This window comes from Hyphomonas sp. NPDC076881 (assembly GCF_050269995.1).
GTDB lineage: Bacteria > Pseudomonadota > Alphaproteobacteria > Caulobacterales > Hyphomonadaceae > Hyphomonas.
Genome location: NZ_JBNNJJ010000010.1, coordinates 1 through 13,587, shown reverse-complemented (window position 1 = coordinate 13,587; position 13,587 = coordinate 1). Strand labels below are relative to the sequence as shown.

At 61.2% G+C, this 13,587-nt stretch carries 11 protein-coding genes; 8 read left to right on the top strand and 3 right to left on the bottom strand.

Translation table 11 applies throughout. The features are described 5' to 3' along the window. Positions 1 to 265 precede the first annotated feature (265 nt). Complete coding sequence (locus ACQKI2_RS12145) at positions 266 to 2,116, top strand: TonB-dependent receptor plug domain-containing protein (protein WP_427379933.1); 1,851 nt, start codon at positions 266 to 268, stop codon at positions 2,114 to 2,116. 10 nt (positions 2,117 to 2,126) lie between these two features. Further along, complete coding sequence (locus ACQKI2_RS12140) at positions 2,127 to 3,065, top strand: glycerophosphodiester phosphodiesterase family protein (protein WP_427379932.1); 939 nt, start codon at positions 2,127 to 2,129, stop codon at positions 3,063 to 3,065. On the opposite strand, the gene ACQKI2_RS12135 is transcribed toward ACQKI2_RS12140, so the two are convergent. Beyond that, a complete protein-coding gene (locus tag ACQKI2_RS12135; RefSeq protein WP_427379931.1) occupies positions 3,062 to 4,501 on the bottom strand; it encodes a short-chain fatty acyl-CoA regulator family protein in 1,440 nt (479 codons plus the stop codon). The two genes, ACQKI2_RS12140 and ACQKI2_RS12135, sit on opposite strands and share 4 nt — an antisense overlap. Positions 4,502 to 4,658: 157 nt before the next feature. On the opposite strand from ACQKI2_RS12135, the gene aceB reads away from it, so the two are divergent. Further along, the gene (aceB, locus tag ACQKI2_RS12130; protein WP_427379930.1) at positions 4,659 to 6,296 is read left to right on the top strand and encodes a malate synthase A; all 1,638 of its coding nucleotides are present in this window, start codon (positions 4,659 to 4,661) and stop codon (positions 6,294 to 6,296) included. A gap of 44 nt (positions 6,297 to 6,340) precedes the next feature. Beyond that, positions 6,341 to 7,960, top strand: coding sequence for an isocitrate lyase (locus tag ACQKI2_RS12125; RefSeq protein WP_427379929.1), 1,620 nt, complete (start codon positions 6,341 to 6,343; stop codon positions 7,958 to 7,960). Between the two features lie 102 nt (positions 7,961 to 8,062). Here ACQKI2_RS12125 and ACQKI2_RS12120 read toward each other — a convergent pair whose 3' ends face one another. Then, positions 8,063 to 8,695: a TetR/AcrR family transcriptional regulator gene (locus ACQKI2_RS12120; protein WP_427379928.1), complete on the bottom strand. Its 633-nt coding sequence runs from the start codon at positions 8,693 to 8,695 to the stop codon at positions 8,063 to 8,065. Positions 8,696 to 8,764: 69 nt separating this feature from the next. Here ACQKI2_RS12120 and ACQKI2_RS12115 point away from each other — a divergent pair, with 69 nt between their 5' ends. Further along, a complete protein-coding gene (locus ACQKI2_RS12115) occupies positions 8,765 to 9,370 on the top strand; it encodes a hypothetical protein (protein ID WP_427379927.1) in 606 nt (201 codons plus the stop codon). Between the two features lie 372 nt (positions 9,371 to 9,742). Beyond that, positions 9,743 to 9,940 (top strand): hypothetical protein, encoded by a 198-nt coding sequence (locus tag ACQKI2_RS12110; protein WP_427379926.1) that lies wholly within the window; start codon positions 9,743 to 9,745, stop codon positions 9,938 to 9,940. 3 nt (positions 9,941 to 9,943) lie between these two features. Here the strand turns inward: ACQKI2_RS12110 and ACQKI2_RS12105 are convergent, their stop codons facing one another. After that, positions 9,944 to 10,507, bottom strand: a complete 564-nt coding sequence (locus tag ACQKI2_RS12105; RefSeq protein ID WP_427379925.1) for a TIGR00730 family Rossman fold protein — start codon at positions 10,505 to 10,507, stop codon at positions 9,944 to 9,946. A gap of 131 nt (positions 10,508 to 10,638) precedes the next feature. Between ACQKI2_RS12105 and ACQKI2_RS12100 the strand changes: the two genes are divergently transcribed. Both ACQKI2_RS12100 and ACQKI2_RS12095 read left to right on the top strand, forming a co-directional pair. Next, positions 10,639 to 12,525: an ABCB family ABC transporter ATP-binding protein/permease gene (locus ACQKI2_RS12100; RefSeq protein ID WP_427379924.1), complete on the top strand. Its 1,887-nt coding sequence runs from the start codon at positions 10,639 to 10,641 to the stop codon at positions 12,523 to 12,525. After that, positions 12,522 to 13,484, top strand: a complete 963-nt coding sequence (locus tag ACQKI2_RS12095; protein ID WP_427379923.1) for a phosphatidylserine decarboxylase — start codon at positions 12,522 to 12,524, stop codon at positions 13,482 to 13,484. The genes ACQKI2_RS12100 and ACQKI2_RS12095 overlap by 4 nt, the downstream gene beginning before the upstream one ends. Positions 13,485 to 13,587 lie beyond the last annotated feature (103 nt).

Genomic DNA, 13,587 nt, shown 5'->3' with positions numbered 1-13,587 from the left:
TTCACGCGGTTCCAGTCAGACGACATTATCCGCTCCCGTAATCATTTTTGTGACGGTCAGGTGATTTGAGGCGCCGCGATTATGGATTGTTCACGCAAATGCAAAATCACCGTCGCGCCGCCCCTGTAATCGGCACCTCAGAAATTCAGCTTCTGGGGTGTCAACCATGTCTGCCTTTTCCTTCCGAACATCGCTTCTGTGCGCCTTGTCTGTTTCAACCCTGTCTCACGGCCTCGCCCTGGCCCAGGAGGAGGAGGCGCTGAAAATGGAGCAGGTTATCGTTTCATCTTCACGGTCTGCAGTTCCCGTCAGCCAGATGGGCGACGCGATCAGCATTCTCGATGCCGCCGAGATCGAGTTGCAGCAGCTGGCAACGCTTGATGAGGCGCTGGAGCGTATTCCCGGCGTTGCGATCACCCGCTCGGGTGGGGTGGGGCAAAACACGCAGGTCCGGATGCGGGGTTTCACCACCAAGCATGTCCTTGTGCTGATTGATGGCGTGAAGGTCAACAATCCCTCCGAAGCGGACAACCAGTTCGGTATCGACCACCTTTTCCTGGACAATGTCGAGCGTGTGGAAGTTCTGCGCGGGCCGCAATCGGGCGTCTACGGAGCCGATGCTGTGGCCGGTGTCATCAATGTGATCACCAAGCGCCCGAATGGGCCTCTGGAAGTGCGTGGCTCTGCGATGGTTGGCGATAACAGCACCTATGAGCTGACCGCTGGCGCCCAGCAGGGCAACGACACATATGGCGTGTCCGGCAGCCTTTCCTATTATGACACGGCAGGTATCTCGCTCTCCAGCCGCCCGCCGGGCAATGTCGAGCGTGATGGCTATGAGAACTTCACAGCCCAACTGCGCGGAGAAGTGCGGCCAACCACGAATACCGAGCTGAGTGCATGGGTGCGCTATACCGATGCGATGAACGAGATCGACGCCAATTATCTGCCGGCGAACAATCCGTTGGGGCTGCCGGCATATCTTTTCCAGGACAGCGAAGGGCAGAATGAAAGCCAACAACTCTTCGGCGCGGTCAAGGGCGTCTGGAAGACCTTTGACGGTAAGCTGGATCACACGGCGCAGGTATCCATTGTCGATCTGCAGGATGTCTACACCGCGCCGGGTACGGAGCAGGAAAGCGAAGGCCGCACCGTTGAGGGCATCTACTACGCCACCTGGCGGCCGGCCGAGCGCGTGACCTTCGTAGGCGGGGCCGAGTACCGCGATGAACAGGCCGTGTTCGAACAACCCGTCGGCGCGGGCTATGCGCTGATCGATGATGGCATTTCCAACACGGCGGCCTTTGCCGAGGTGAATTTTGAAGTCCTCAAAGGCCTCTTCCTTTCCGGTGCGGCGCGCTATGACGACAATGAGAAATTCGGGGGTGAATTCACCCACCGCCTGACGGCCGCCTACAACCTGCCGGATGCGTTTGACCTTCCCGGCATCGATACGAAACTGCGCGCGTCATATGGTGAAGGGGCCGAAGCCCCCGGCCTGCGCCAGCTGCTCGGCTCGTCAGCGACCTATGAAGGCAACCCGGACCTCCAGCCGGAGTCCAGCTGGATGGCGGACATCGGCATTGATCAGCGCCTGGAGAGCGGTCTGGCGGGCTGGAGCGTTACCTATTTCGACGGCGTTGCCGATGACGGCATCTTCTCTATCTTCAACCCGCTGACGGGAAAGTCTTCCCCGCAGAATATTCAGAGCCCTGTCGATATGTCCGGGGTCGAGCTTGATCTGCGTGTGTCACCTGCATCCTGGATCGATCTGCGCGGCGCCTATACCTATCTGGATGTCTCTCAGCGTTCCGTGGGTACACAGCTTTTTGGACGCCCCAAACATGAAGCCAGCGCTGCTGTAACTGTCCGTCCCATGAGCAAGCTGGCGCTTACTGTGGATGGCTATTGGCGCGACGAATTTTTCAGCGATTATCCGAGCAGCTATGTCATGCCCGGCTATTCGCTCTATAGCGTTTCTGCCGTGTGGGATGTGACCGACCGGGTGAGCCTGGCTGCAAAGATCCACAACATTACCGATAAGTTCTATGAGGAAAAACTGGGCGACTCGACCTATGGCCGCACCGCTCAGCTTCGCCTGTCGGTCCGCTATTGAGGGAATGATCATGTTCAGGAACAACCTTCTTCTGGCCGGCGCCAGCCTGTTTGCAGCCTGCGCCAGCGCCCCGGATGCGCCTGAGGCGCTGGCCGGACCGGTGTCCTTCCCCCTGGTATCGGCGGCGGGCGACATGCCCGGCTTCTTCGATTGCCTGCGCGAGAACGACGCCGTGATTATCAGCGGCCATCGGGGCGGTCCGGTGCCCGGCTATCCCGAGAATGCGCTGGAAACCTTTGCCCACACAGTTTCGGAAGTGCCCGCCCTGCTGGAGGTGGACGTCCAGAAAAGTGCCGATGGCGTCCTCGTCCTGATGCATGATGACACCCTCGCGCGGACCACTGACGGAGAGGGCGAGGTGCGCAGCATGATATTCGAGCGGCTGCGCGAACTTTTCCTCGTGGACAATGACGGAACCCTCACGCAGTTCCGGATTCCGACGCTGACGGACACGCTAAGCTGGAGCGAAGGGCGCGCTCTGCTTGCGCTCGATCGCAAAGCGGAAACAACCTATGAGGATCTGGTGGATGCGGTGAGGACGCAGAATGCGTTTGCCCGCGTCGTCTTCGCCACTTACTCGCTGGAGGACGCAGCCCTTGTCTATCGGCTCGCGCCCGAAGCGATGATCGTGACGCCGATAGAGAAGCTTGAAGACCTCACCACGCTGCGCGAAGCCGATGTCGATCTCTCCCACATCCTCTCCTGGGGCGGTACGGAAGTTCCGAACCCGGATTTCTATGCGGCGCTGGCGGCCGAAGGCGTTGAGTCCGCCTTTGCGCCGCTTGGCTGGTGGACGGGATCCTGGGACAGCCGGATCCGGATGCTGGGCGACGACACGCTTTATCGCCGCATCACGCAAGGCGTGCAACTTGTTGCAACGGACCGTGTCCGGGAAGTGGCGGCTGTCCTGCCGGGGGTCGCACGCGCCAAAGCTTGCGTGACGCCCTAATCATCCTGGAAGCGGTAGAGTGAGATGCCGCGGGCGCGTTCGTCGAAAACCAGCTTGCGGCTCAGCGGGGCATGGGCGCGAGAGGCGCAGTTCTGCCGCTCGCAAAGGTAGCAGTTGACGCCGATGGGGGTCGGCTCGGCCTTTTCCAGATTATGGTCGGCCGCGTAGACGAGGCGTTTTGCATAGGCGATGTCACAGCCAAGCCCGATGGCCAGCTTCGGGCCCGGCTTGTCATAGAAGCCATCGGTGCGGGTGATCGTGCGGGCGATGGAGAAATAAGTCGTATCATCCGGCATCTGGATGATCTGTGTACGGATACGGCCTGGCGATTCGAAGCATTCATGAATGTTCCAGAGCGGGCAAGCGCCGCCAAACTTCGAAAAGTGAAACCGCCCTGCGCTGAAGCGTTTGGAAACGTTCCCCGCCGTGTCGATACGCACGAAGAAGAAGGGAATACCGCGCGCATCCGGCTTCTGCAGTGTCGTCAGCCGGTGGGCCGTCTGTTCGAAGCTCGTATTGAAGCGGTGGCTGAGCAGTTGCACATCATATTTCGTCTTCTCTGCTTCGCGCAGGAAGGAATGATAGGGCATCAGCACGGCGGCGGCGAAATAGTTGGCAAGGCTGACGCGAGCCAGGCCGATGGCGTCCCGGTCTGTAAAGCCGGCCTTCATCACATAAGAATCGATCAGCTCCCCGAACTCCAGCATCCCCAGCTGGAAGGCTAGCTGGAACCGCCGGCCCGACTGGGGCAGCAGTTCGGAAAGATCAATCCCGCGCTTGTGCCGGTCATAATAGCGCAGCGTGTTGGGCATGATATCATACGGCACCACCCGCACGCGCAGCCCATGCTGACCCTTCAGCCGCTGGATCATCGCCGCATACGGATCTTCATGTATGGTCGATAGCTCCGCCGAAAAGGTTTCCGCCGCCTCGTCCAGCTCCGGGAAATAGTTCCGGTAGTCCTGCAGCATCTGGCGCACGGATTCCACGCTGCGCGCAGACTCTTCCAAAAGCTCCACCTTCTCCCGGTCTGTCAGCGGATTATTGTCCGAATAGGTGCGCAGCGCCAGTTCCCTGTATTTGTCATAGAGGTGCACAAAGGCGCGCGCGATGTCCGGGCTCGCATTGACGATATCCTCGACATCATTCTTGCCGACCTGGCCAGCCTCCAGCACCGGATCGCGGATGACCTCCATCAGTTCCGATACGAGCCGCGCATCGCCCATCCCGCCGACATCGGAAATGTCAAAGTCGTAAACCCGTGCCAGAGTTAACAAGAGATTGGCGCTGATCGGGCGCTGGTTGCCCTCGATCAGGTTGATGTAACTTGCCGACACGCCAAGGTCTTCGGCCATCTGCGCCTGGGTGATGCCCAGCGTGCGCCGCAGCCGCCGAATACGCGGGCCGATAAGGGTTTTTTCCTTGCGCTCGGCCATCAGGCACCCCGGCTAAGTTTACAAAAGTTACAAGTGACACAGGGTTCTTGTTACAACGTAAACATAAAAACCCAATGGAAACAGAAAGGTACTCGATCCTTCGGCGATCTGTAAATATGGTTGTGTCAAGAATTAAGACATCCAGGGAGAACCGGCCATGTCCATCGCTGCCACACTTGAACAGCCTTCCGCGGCCCGCGCGAAGATCGACGTGAAGGGCAAGGCCGCCGGTGTAGACCGCGTGCTGACCCCGCAGGCACTCGCCTTCATCGAGGCCCTGGAGCGCCGCTTTGGCGCCCGCCGCCGCGAGCTGCTCAGCCTGCGGAAGGAACGCCAGGCGCGGTTTGATGCTGGCGAACTGCCCGATTTCCTGCCTGAGACAAAGGTTATCCGCAACGGCCATTGGGAAGTCGATCCGGTTCCGTCCGTTCTGCTCGATCGTTCGGTCGAGATCACAGGCCCGGTTGACCGCAAGATGATGATCAATGCGCTGAACTCCGGCGCCAAGATGTTCATGGCCGATTTCGAGGACGCTTCCTCGCCGACCTTTGCCAACATGATCGACGGCCAGGTCAACATGCAGGACTTCGCCCGCGGCAAGCTCGCTTATACGGACGCTGCGTCGGGCAAATCCTACACGCTGAATGAAAAAGTTGCCGTCATGATCGTCCGTCCGCGCGGGTGGCATATGGAAGAGGCGCACGTGCTCGTCGATGGCTGCCCGGTCTCGGCCAGCCTGTTCGATTTCGGCCTGCATTTCTATCACAATGGCAAGATGCTGTTCGATGCCGGCATTGGCCCGTTCTACTATCTTCCCAAGATGGAGAGCCATCTGGAAGCCCGCCTCTGGGACGACGTGTTCGCGTACGCACAAGGCGAAATCGGCATTCCCACCGGGTCGATCAAGGCAACCGTCCTTATCGAGACATTGCCTGCCGCCTTCGAGATGGACGAGATTCTTTACGAGCTGCGCCGTCACATTGCCGGCCTGAACTGTGGCCGCTGGGATTACATCTTCTCCTATATCAAGACCCTGCGGAAGAACCCGGATTTCGTACTGCCGGACCGCGCTCAGGTTGGCATGGACCGGGCGTTCCTCAACGCCTATTCGCTGCTCCTCATCAAGACCTGCCACCGGCGCCGGGCCCATGCCATGGGCGGCATGGCGGCGCAAATCCCGGTGAAGAATGACGAAGCGGCCAATGATGCTGCCTTCGCCAAGGTCCGAGCGGATAAGCTCCGTGAAGTGAAGAATGGCCATGATGGCACATGGGTGGCTCACCCGGCGCTTGTCCCGGTCGCGATGGAAGTGTTCAACGCGCATATGCCGCTCGGCAACCAGGTGCTCGGTCAGCGCTGCTTCCCGCCGATCAGCCAGGCGGCGCTGCTGAAGCCCCACACAGGCGAGATCACCGAAGCGGGCGTGCGCACAAATGTGTCCGTCGGCATCGAATACACCGCTGCCTGGCTGAATGGCCGCGGCGCCGTGCCGATCCACAACCTGATGGAAGATGCCGCCACCGCCGAAATTTCCCGCAGCCAGATCTGGCAGTGGATTTATCATGGCGCGCAGGTGATCGGCGCTGATGGCGCCGCCCGCGCCTTCACGAAGGAATGGTTCCAGGAAATCCTCGCTGATGAACTCGGCAAGGTGCGCGCTGCCCTCGGTGATAATGGCTTCAAGGCGGGCCGCTATGACATCGCCGCCGAAATCTTCACCAACACCGCAACTTCCGAAGACCTCGCCGATTTCCTGACGCTGCCCGCCTATGAAGCGCTGCGCACCCTTGCATGATCCGTCAACACACTAATCAGAACTTTCTCCAGGGAGATCCTCTCATGTCCAAACGACCCACTTATGCTGAGCTGCGCGCCCAGGTTCAGAAACGTTACCCCACCGGCCAGGCGCCCGGCGGCGTCACGGTTGACGATATCGTCCAGCTGAAAATGCAGAACACCTACAACACCCATCTCGACATTGCCCGCGAGATGGCCGGTGTGATGCGCGCCGATATGGCCGCCTATGACAAGGATCATTCCAAATTCACCCAGTCGCTCGGCTGCTGGTCGGGCTTTCATGCCCAGCAGATGATCAAGGCCGTCAAGCGTATGAAGGGCACCGCCAAGGGCACTTATGTCTATCTCTCCGGCTGGATGGTTGCCGGCCTGCGCAACCGCTTCGGCCACCTGCCGGATCAGTCGATGCACGAGAAAACCTCGGTCGCAGACCTGATCGAGGAAATCTACGTCTCCCTGCGCCAGGCCGATGAAGTAGCTCTGAACGATCTCTTCCGTGAGCTGAAAGCGGCTCGTGAGAAAGGCGCGCCGGCTGACGTGATCGAGACGATCATCCAGCGTATCGACAATTTCGAATCTCACGTCGTTCCGATCATCGCCGATATCGACGCCGGCTTTGGCAACGAGCACGCCACCTATCTGCTCGCGAAAGAGCTTATCAAGGCAGGCGCTTGCTGCATCCAGATCGAGAACCAGGTGTCGGACGCCAAACAGTGCGGCCACCAGGATGGCAAAGTCACTGTTCCGCGTGAAGACTTTATCGAGAAGCTGCGTGCCTGCCGCCTCGCCTTCGAGGAACTCGGCGTGGATGATGGCGTTATCGTGGCCCGCACGGACAGTCTCGGTGCTGGCCTGACGCAGAAGGTGCCGGTCTCCCAGCATGCCGGCGACCTTGCTTCGGAATACACCAAATGGCTCGAAGTTGAAGAGATCACGCCTGCCAACCCGCTGAAAGAGGGCGACCTTGCCCTGCAGCAGGGTGGCCGCCTCGTGAAGCCCGTCCGACTGCCCAACGGCCTCTTCAAGTTCCGTGAAAACACCGGCGCAGACCGCGTTGTGGAAGACTGTATCGCCAACCTCACCCTTGGCGGCGCAGACCTTCTCTGGATCGAGACCGATACGCCGGATGTGGACGTGATTGCCGGCCTCGTGAACCGCGTGAAAGCCGCTGTTCCCGATGCGAAGCTCACCTATAACAACTCGCCGTCGTTCAACTGGACGCTCAACCTGCGCAAACAGGTCCGCAAGGCATGGGCGGCCGAAGGCAAGATTGCCGAGGGCGAATATCCGGAAGCGGAGCTTATGTCGGCCAAGTATGACGACACCCCGCTGGGCAAGGAAGCCGATGAGCGCCTGAAGCGCTTCCAGTATGACATCTCCGAACGTGCCGGCGTGTTCCACAACCTGATCACGCTGCCCACCTTCCACATGACGGCCTTCGCCACGGACCAGCTCTCGCGCGGTTATTTCGGCGAAGACAAGATGGCCGCCTATGTGAAAACCATTCAGCGCCAGGAAATCCGCAACAACGTCTCGGCTGTGAAACACCAGCACGAAGTCGGCTCGGACCTTGGCGATACGTTCAAGGAAATGGTTGCCGGTGAGCGCGCCCTGAAAGCCAGCGGCGAGCACAACACCATGAACCAGTTCGAGAACGTCTGACACCTTTCCTGCTGCGTAGGGAAAACTCAGGCCCCATCTGCCTCCGGGCAGGTGGGGTTATTTTTGTGCGCTTACTGATCATAGGTGCAGTGGGGGAAGCGCTCAGGGTTTGCTCACAAGGCGTTGCAGCAATTGGGAAAGGCTTGCCCCATATATCTTCCGGGCCTGTTTCGGGTTCTGCGCAGTGGCAATCGCCAGGGCCGCCTGCATCGCGGCGCCGGAAATCACATCGGCCAGGGGTTCGAGCGGTTGGAGCGGGATAAGCCCTTCATCCACGAGGTGCTGGAGCGCATGGCCGATCAGAGCCAGATGCAGGGGGCGCTGGATTTCCCGCCAGGTTGACCAGCCGAGGACCGCCGGACCATCCAGCAAAACGATGCGCTCGATGTCCGGGCGTGAGAATATGTCGAGCATCACTTGCGTACCGACTTCAAGGTCTTCCCGGTCATGGGCAACGCTGGTCATGGTGGTGTGGAACGTTTCCTCGCCGATTTCGCGCAAGGCCTGTTCCAGAACCGCCCTAAAGAGGTCTGTTTTGTCTGCAAACTGATAATATAACGCGCCGCGGGTTATTCCGGCGGCCGCCACAATTTCCTCCGTGCCGGTGGCGGCATAGCCCTTTGCACCGAACAGTTGCCGCGCGGCCGCTACAAGCCGCTCCCGGTTGCGGGAGGGCTTCTGCGCGCGGCTGCGTGGGGCAGCCTTGGGTGAGGCGGGGCGGTCTGGCGGGTTCATTTTATACAGATTGTATAATTATGAGGTGTGACTTAGAGATTATACAGATTGTACGAATTGGAGCAAAATATGCCGTCCCGCCCCCGCCTGTCACTCCTGCCGTACATGCTCGTGCTGGCCTTGACGGCCCTCTGGGCAGGGCTGTGCATCTGGACGCTTGGGCTGACGGAGCAGGGGGTGCTGGAGCTGACGCGGCTGACTGCGCGTACCAGCGTCTTCTTCTTCCTCGCGGCCTTTGCGGCGTCTGCTCTGTTCCGGACCTGGCCAACTCCCTTTTCGCATTACCTCTTGAGGAACCGGCGCAACATGGGGCTGGCCTTCGCGCTGGCCCATTTCATCCACCTGGGTGTTCTGACCAGCTATTTCATCCTCAGCGGCGAAGATCCCGGCTTGGTCAGGATCATTGGTGGCGGTCTGGGCTATGTCATCATCGGCCTTATGGCGATGACCTCTAATGACTGGTCCGTCAGGCGGCTCGGCCGGAACTGGAAACGGCTGCACATAGCCGGGGGCTGGTATATCTGGCTCATCTTCCTCAACGGCTATCTGGGGCGCACGCTTAAAGGCGAGCAGCCTGTCCTGATCTTCGGGTGCATCGCGGCGCTGACGGTGATGGCTGGCCTCCTCAAATTTGCCGTCTGGCAGAGATCCCGGCAGACCCGCCCAGGGGTCTGAGTGCGCGCGGTCCAACCGCAAACGTCACCGCTGCCGAACAGCACCGCGCCCTCCGTTTCTGCGCTGCCGGACGTGACCAGAAATGTCTATGATTGTCCGAAACTGTCCGAAACTGTCCGAAACTGTCCGGGATCTGTCCCGGCCTGTCCGTGCGGTGACCCGCGGTGGATGTGCGCTGCCGCTGTCTGCAGCGTCCTTGAGGACTCCTCTGAGCGGCCTCCCTTTGGGGAGAAGGGGCGTTCAGGTGACGAATTTTTCATCCGGAGAAAGAATGAGAATGACTTGCAAAAGTGGCGAACCTTTGCGAGAACTAAATTGAGAATCGTTCTCATGTTTGTTCTGGTGCGCCGAGCCTTGGCTAAGGAGAAACCCATGATCTGCATGCCCATTGATGATATCCAGATGCTGTGCTGGTTGCGGTCGCAGCTGAAAGTGCTTTCAGCCTGGCGAGAGGAACTTGTCTGCCGCAACGAGACCGATCTTGAGGCGGTCTCGCGGCTGGAACAGCATCACCAATGGCTGCATGCCGAGCTTGAACGGCTCGATCCCGGCACGCGCCATCACGGCTGACGGTCAGATATCCAGCACCACAACCCGGTCCAGAAGGGCCTCGATTGCGTCAGTGGACGTTTTGCTGTGAACCATCATCTGGCGGAACTCGTCAGGGATGAACCCGCCCTCGATGATCCGTTCAAGGAGCTCAAAGAAGGGCGACCAGAAGCCGTCCTCATCCAGAAAGGCCATGGGCTTGGCGTGCAGGCCAAGGCGCGCCCAGGAGAGAATTTCCACGGCCTCTTCCAGCGTGCCAATGCCGCCGGGCAGCACGATGAAGGCCTCGGACTCGTCAAACATCATCTGCTTGCGGGTGTGCATGTCGTCGACGATGCGGTGTTCGACATCCTTGTAGATGCGTTCTTTCTGCAGGAGGAAGCGGGGCATGATGCCCAGCACATCGCCGGAAGCCTCATGCGCGGCGCGGGCACAGGCGCCCATAAGGCCGACGCCGCCGCCGCCATAGACGAGGCGGATCCCCCGCCGGGCAAGTTCCCGGCCAAGCTCTTCGGCCAGCCGGATATAGCGCGGGTCCACCGCGTCGGAGGCGCCGCAATAGACGCAGATCGAGCGAATTTTTGTCATTTTATCAGTCTCTCGGCTCATTCTTTCCCCTAAGTGATAGGTGGCCGGGGGCAACTTCGCCAGACCGATTCGCACCGGGGCCTATGGCCGCCGGTCCGGCCCGGGTTTCACTTCGGCGCAAACAGCGCCATATGGCTGGCATGAGCCCGCCAAATGCTGCCGTTCCGGCGCCCGAAAACCATGACCGTATCGACAGCGCCGATGGCGGGTTGTGGAAATCCATTTTACGCATCCTGACCCTGCTGGGCCGGCCGGAACTCGCCAAATGGCGGCCTGTGATGGCGCTGGCGGTGGTCATCACGCTGGCCGCTTCGGTGCTGGAGGTGGTTTCGCCGCTGGTAATGGGCCATGCGATCAACCAGGCCGTGCCGGAGGGGGGCGTTGCGGCCAACTTCGCAACGGCGGCGCTGTGGCTGACCTATGGCCTGGCCCTGCGCTTTGCCGCCGCCGCCCTGCCGCAGGTGCGGGACTGGCTGTTCTCCCCGGTCAGCCAGGACGCCCAAAGGGTGGCGAGTGTGGACGCCTTCGGCCATTCCCTCGCCCTGTCGCTGGGCTTTCACCAGACGCGGCGCACCGGGGCGCTCAACCGCATCATCGAGCGCGGCGCCAGCGCCATCGACTATCTGATCCGCTTCCTGGCGTTCAATATCGGGCCGACGCTGGTGCGGCTCGTCCTGGCCTCGGTGGCCCTTGGTATTGCCTATGACGTCCGCCTGTCGCTGATCGCGGTGGCGACGATTGCGCTTTATGTGGTCAGCACGGTGATCATCACCGAATGGCGGGTTCGCCAGCGCCGGAAGATGAATGAGGCGGATACGCATTTCCGGGCTACGGCGGTGGATATTCTGACCAATTTCGAGACCGTGAAATCCTTCGCCGCCGAAACCCGCGAAACCCGCCGGTTTGACGATGCGATGGCCAATTACAACAGGCATTATGTGGACACCAACCGCAGCATGTATGTGCTGAACACAGTGCAGGCGCTGGTGATGAACCTGGGCCTCTTGGCGGTGATGGTGCTGTCGGCCTGGAATGTCATTCAGGGCACGATGCAGATCGGCGACCTGACGGCGGTGATGCTGATGCTGCTGTCGCTCTATGCGCCACTGAACATTCTTGGCTGGGCCTGGCGGGAGATCAAGCAGGGGGCGGTGGACCTGGAGAAGTTGCACGGCCTGATGGGCATGGTGCCGGAAGTGCAGGATGCTCCTGATGCCAAGGCGCTGGCCGCGCCGAAGGGCCATGTGACCTTCGAGAATGTGGCCTTCAGCCATGAGGGCCGGGCGGTGGGCGTTTCGGGGGTGAGCTTTGATGTGGCGCCGGGGAAAAAGGTGGCCTTTGTGGGCACCTCCGGCGCAGGCAAGTCCACCCTGCTGAAACTGCTGTTCCGTTTCTATGATGTGGATGCGGGCGCGGTGAAGGTGGACGGGCAGGATGTGCGCGGGCTGACGCAGGAATCGCTGCGGGCGGCGCTGGGCCTCGTGCCGCAGGATGTGGTGCTGTTCAACGACACGCTGCGCGCCAACATCGCCTATGCGCGCCCGGATGCGACCGAAGCGGAGCTGCGCGAGGCGGCCCGCCGGGCGCAGCTTTTGACCTTTATCGAAAGCCTGCCCGATGGCTGGAACACGCGCGTGGGCGAGCGGGGGCTGAAGCTGTCGGGCGGGGAAAAACAGCGCGTGGGCATTGCCCGCGTGATCCTTGCGAACCCGGCGATCCTGGTGCTGGACGAGGCGACCAGCGCCCTCGACAGCGCCACGGAAGCCGCCGTTCAGGAGGCGCTGGAAGAGGCTTCAACTGGCCGGACAACGCTGGTGGTCGCCCACCGGCTGTCCACGGTTATCTCGGCCGACGAGATTATCGTGCTGGAGGCAGGCCGCATCGTGGAGCGCGGGACACATGAGGGGCTGCTGGCAAAAGGCGGCAAATATGCTGATATGTGGCATCGTCAGGCGCACCGCGCCGAGCCCGCTGAACTTCTCAGCGAAAACAGACCTGTAGAGGAGGCGAGCCGATGAGCGATGATTTCGAGCGCCAGTCGCTGCCCTGGATGAAGACCGTGTTTGACTGGGAGGCCGTGGCCGCCGCTGCCGGGGCGTTCCTGGCGGCGCTGTTGCTGGGCTGGATCTGGGCGCCGCTGTTCTGGGTGGGATTTGCCGCGATGGCGATAGCGCTGGCCGCCGGGCGCTGGGCCAAGCGCACGCCGCCGGACCTCGCCTATGGCGTGGTGGCGCCGTGCGACGGGGTGGTGGTGTCGGTGGGATATGGCGACGCGCCAGCCGCGCTGCGCCTGAAGGGCGAGAGCCTGGTGCGGGTGCGGATTGCGTCTTCGCCGGTCTCTACCAACAAGCTCTACGCGCCGATGGCTGGGGGCGTGGAGATTGTGTCCCTGCAGCAGGGCGAGCCGGGCCAGCCGATCTCGCCCAAGCCCGACCAGGAAGGGCTGACGCGGGCCTATGTGACCTTTGAAAGCCAGGGGGAGCAGGCCGGCATTGTGCTGACGACCGGCGGGCTGGGCCCCCGGATCGAACTGGCGGTGGACCACGGGGATGTGGTGCGGTTGGGCCGCAGTTTCGGCACGCGGCGGCTGGGCGGTTGGTGTGATGTGTATCTGCCCGCCGACATCCGCACGCATGTCTGGGCCGGGCAGACGCTGACGGGCGGGGAGACCGTGATTGCGCATTTCCGCTCTTCGGTGTCGGAAGATTATGAAGATGCCGAAGCGGCATTCTCCGGCGCTGCGACGCCGGCGCCGCAGGCCCAGCGCGAGACGGTGGTGGCCGCAGCGGCGGCAGTGGCCGCGGCAGGCGGGACAAGCGCGCCTGCCGAGGAGGCCGAGGATGAGGCCGATGCCGTTCTCGGCGAGTTCTATGAGGATGATTATCCCGAGCCTGATGAAGTGTCGGCGCCGGAAGATCCGGCGGCGATCTTCGCGCGTCTGAGGGAAGCGGCCCGAAAACACGGCGAAGGCGACTGAAGCCTGAAAAACCCCTCCGGCAACGGAGGGGTTTTTGTTTGGGTGCAGCAGTGAGGGCCGGAACGCGCCTTTTTGAGGCGGCCGGTTTTGGGGAAAGGGCGGA

Excerpts from the sequence above, each read along its gene's own strand:
- ACQKI2_RS12145 (WP_427379933.1), top strand. The coding sequence starts at position 266 with ATGGAGCAGGTTATCGTTTCATCTTCACGGTCTGCAGTTCCCGTCAGC.
- ACQKI2_RS12140 (WP_427379932.1), top strand. The coding sequence starts at position 2,127 with ATGTTCAGGAACAACCTTCTTCTGGCCGGCGCCAGCCTGTTTGCAGCC.
- ACQKI2_RS12135 (WP_427379931.1), bottom strand. The coding sequence starts at position 4,501 with ATGGCCGAGCGCAAGGAAAAAACCCTTATCGGCCCGCGTATTCGGCGG.
- aceB (WP_427379930.1), top strand. The coding sequence starts at position 4,659 with ATGTCCATCGCTGCCACACTTGAACAGCCTTCCGCGGCCCGCGCGAAG.
- ACQKI2_RS12125 (WP_427379929.1), top strand. The coding sequence starts at position 6,341 with ATGTCCAAACGACCCACTTATGCTGAGCTGCGCGCCCAGGTTCAGAAA.
- ACQKI2_RS12120 (WP_427379928.1), bottom strand. The coding sequence starts at position 8,695 with ATGAACCCGCCAGACCGCCCCGCCTCACCCAAGGCTGCCCCACGCAGC.
- ACQKI2_RS12115 (WP_427379927.1), top strand. The coding sequence starts at position 8,765 with ATGCCGTCCCGCCCCCGCCTGTCACTCCTGCCGTACATGCTCGTGCTG.
- ACQKI2_RS12110 (WP_427379926.1), top strand. The coding sequence starts at position 9,743 with ATGATCTGCATGCCCATTGATGATATCCAGATGCTGTGCTGGTTGCGG.
- ACQKI2_RS12105 (WP_427379925.1), bottom strand. The coding sequence starts at position 10,507 with ATGACAAAAATTCGCTCGATCTGCGTCTATTGCGGCGCCTCCGACGCG.
- ACQKI2_RS12100 (WP_427379924.1), top strand. The coding sequence starts at position 10,639 with ATGGCTGGCATGAGCCCGCCAAATGCTGCCGTTCCGGCGCCCGAAAAC.
- ACQKI2_RS12095 (WP_427379923.1), top strand. The coding sequence starts at position 12,522 with ATGAGCGATGATTTCGAGCGCCAGTCGCTGCCCTGGATGAAGACCGTG.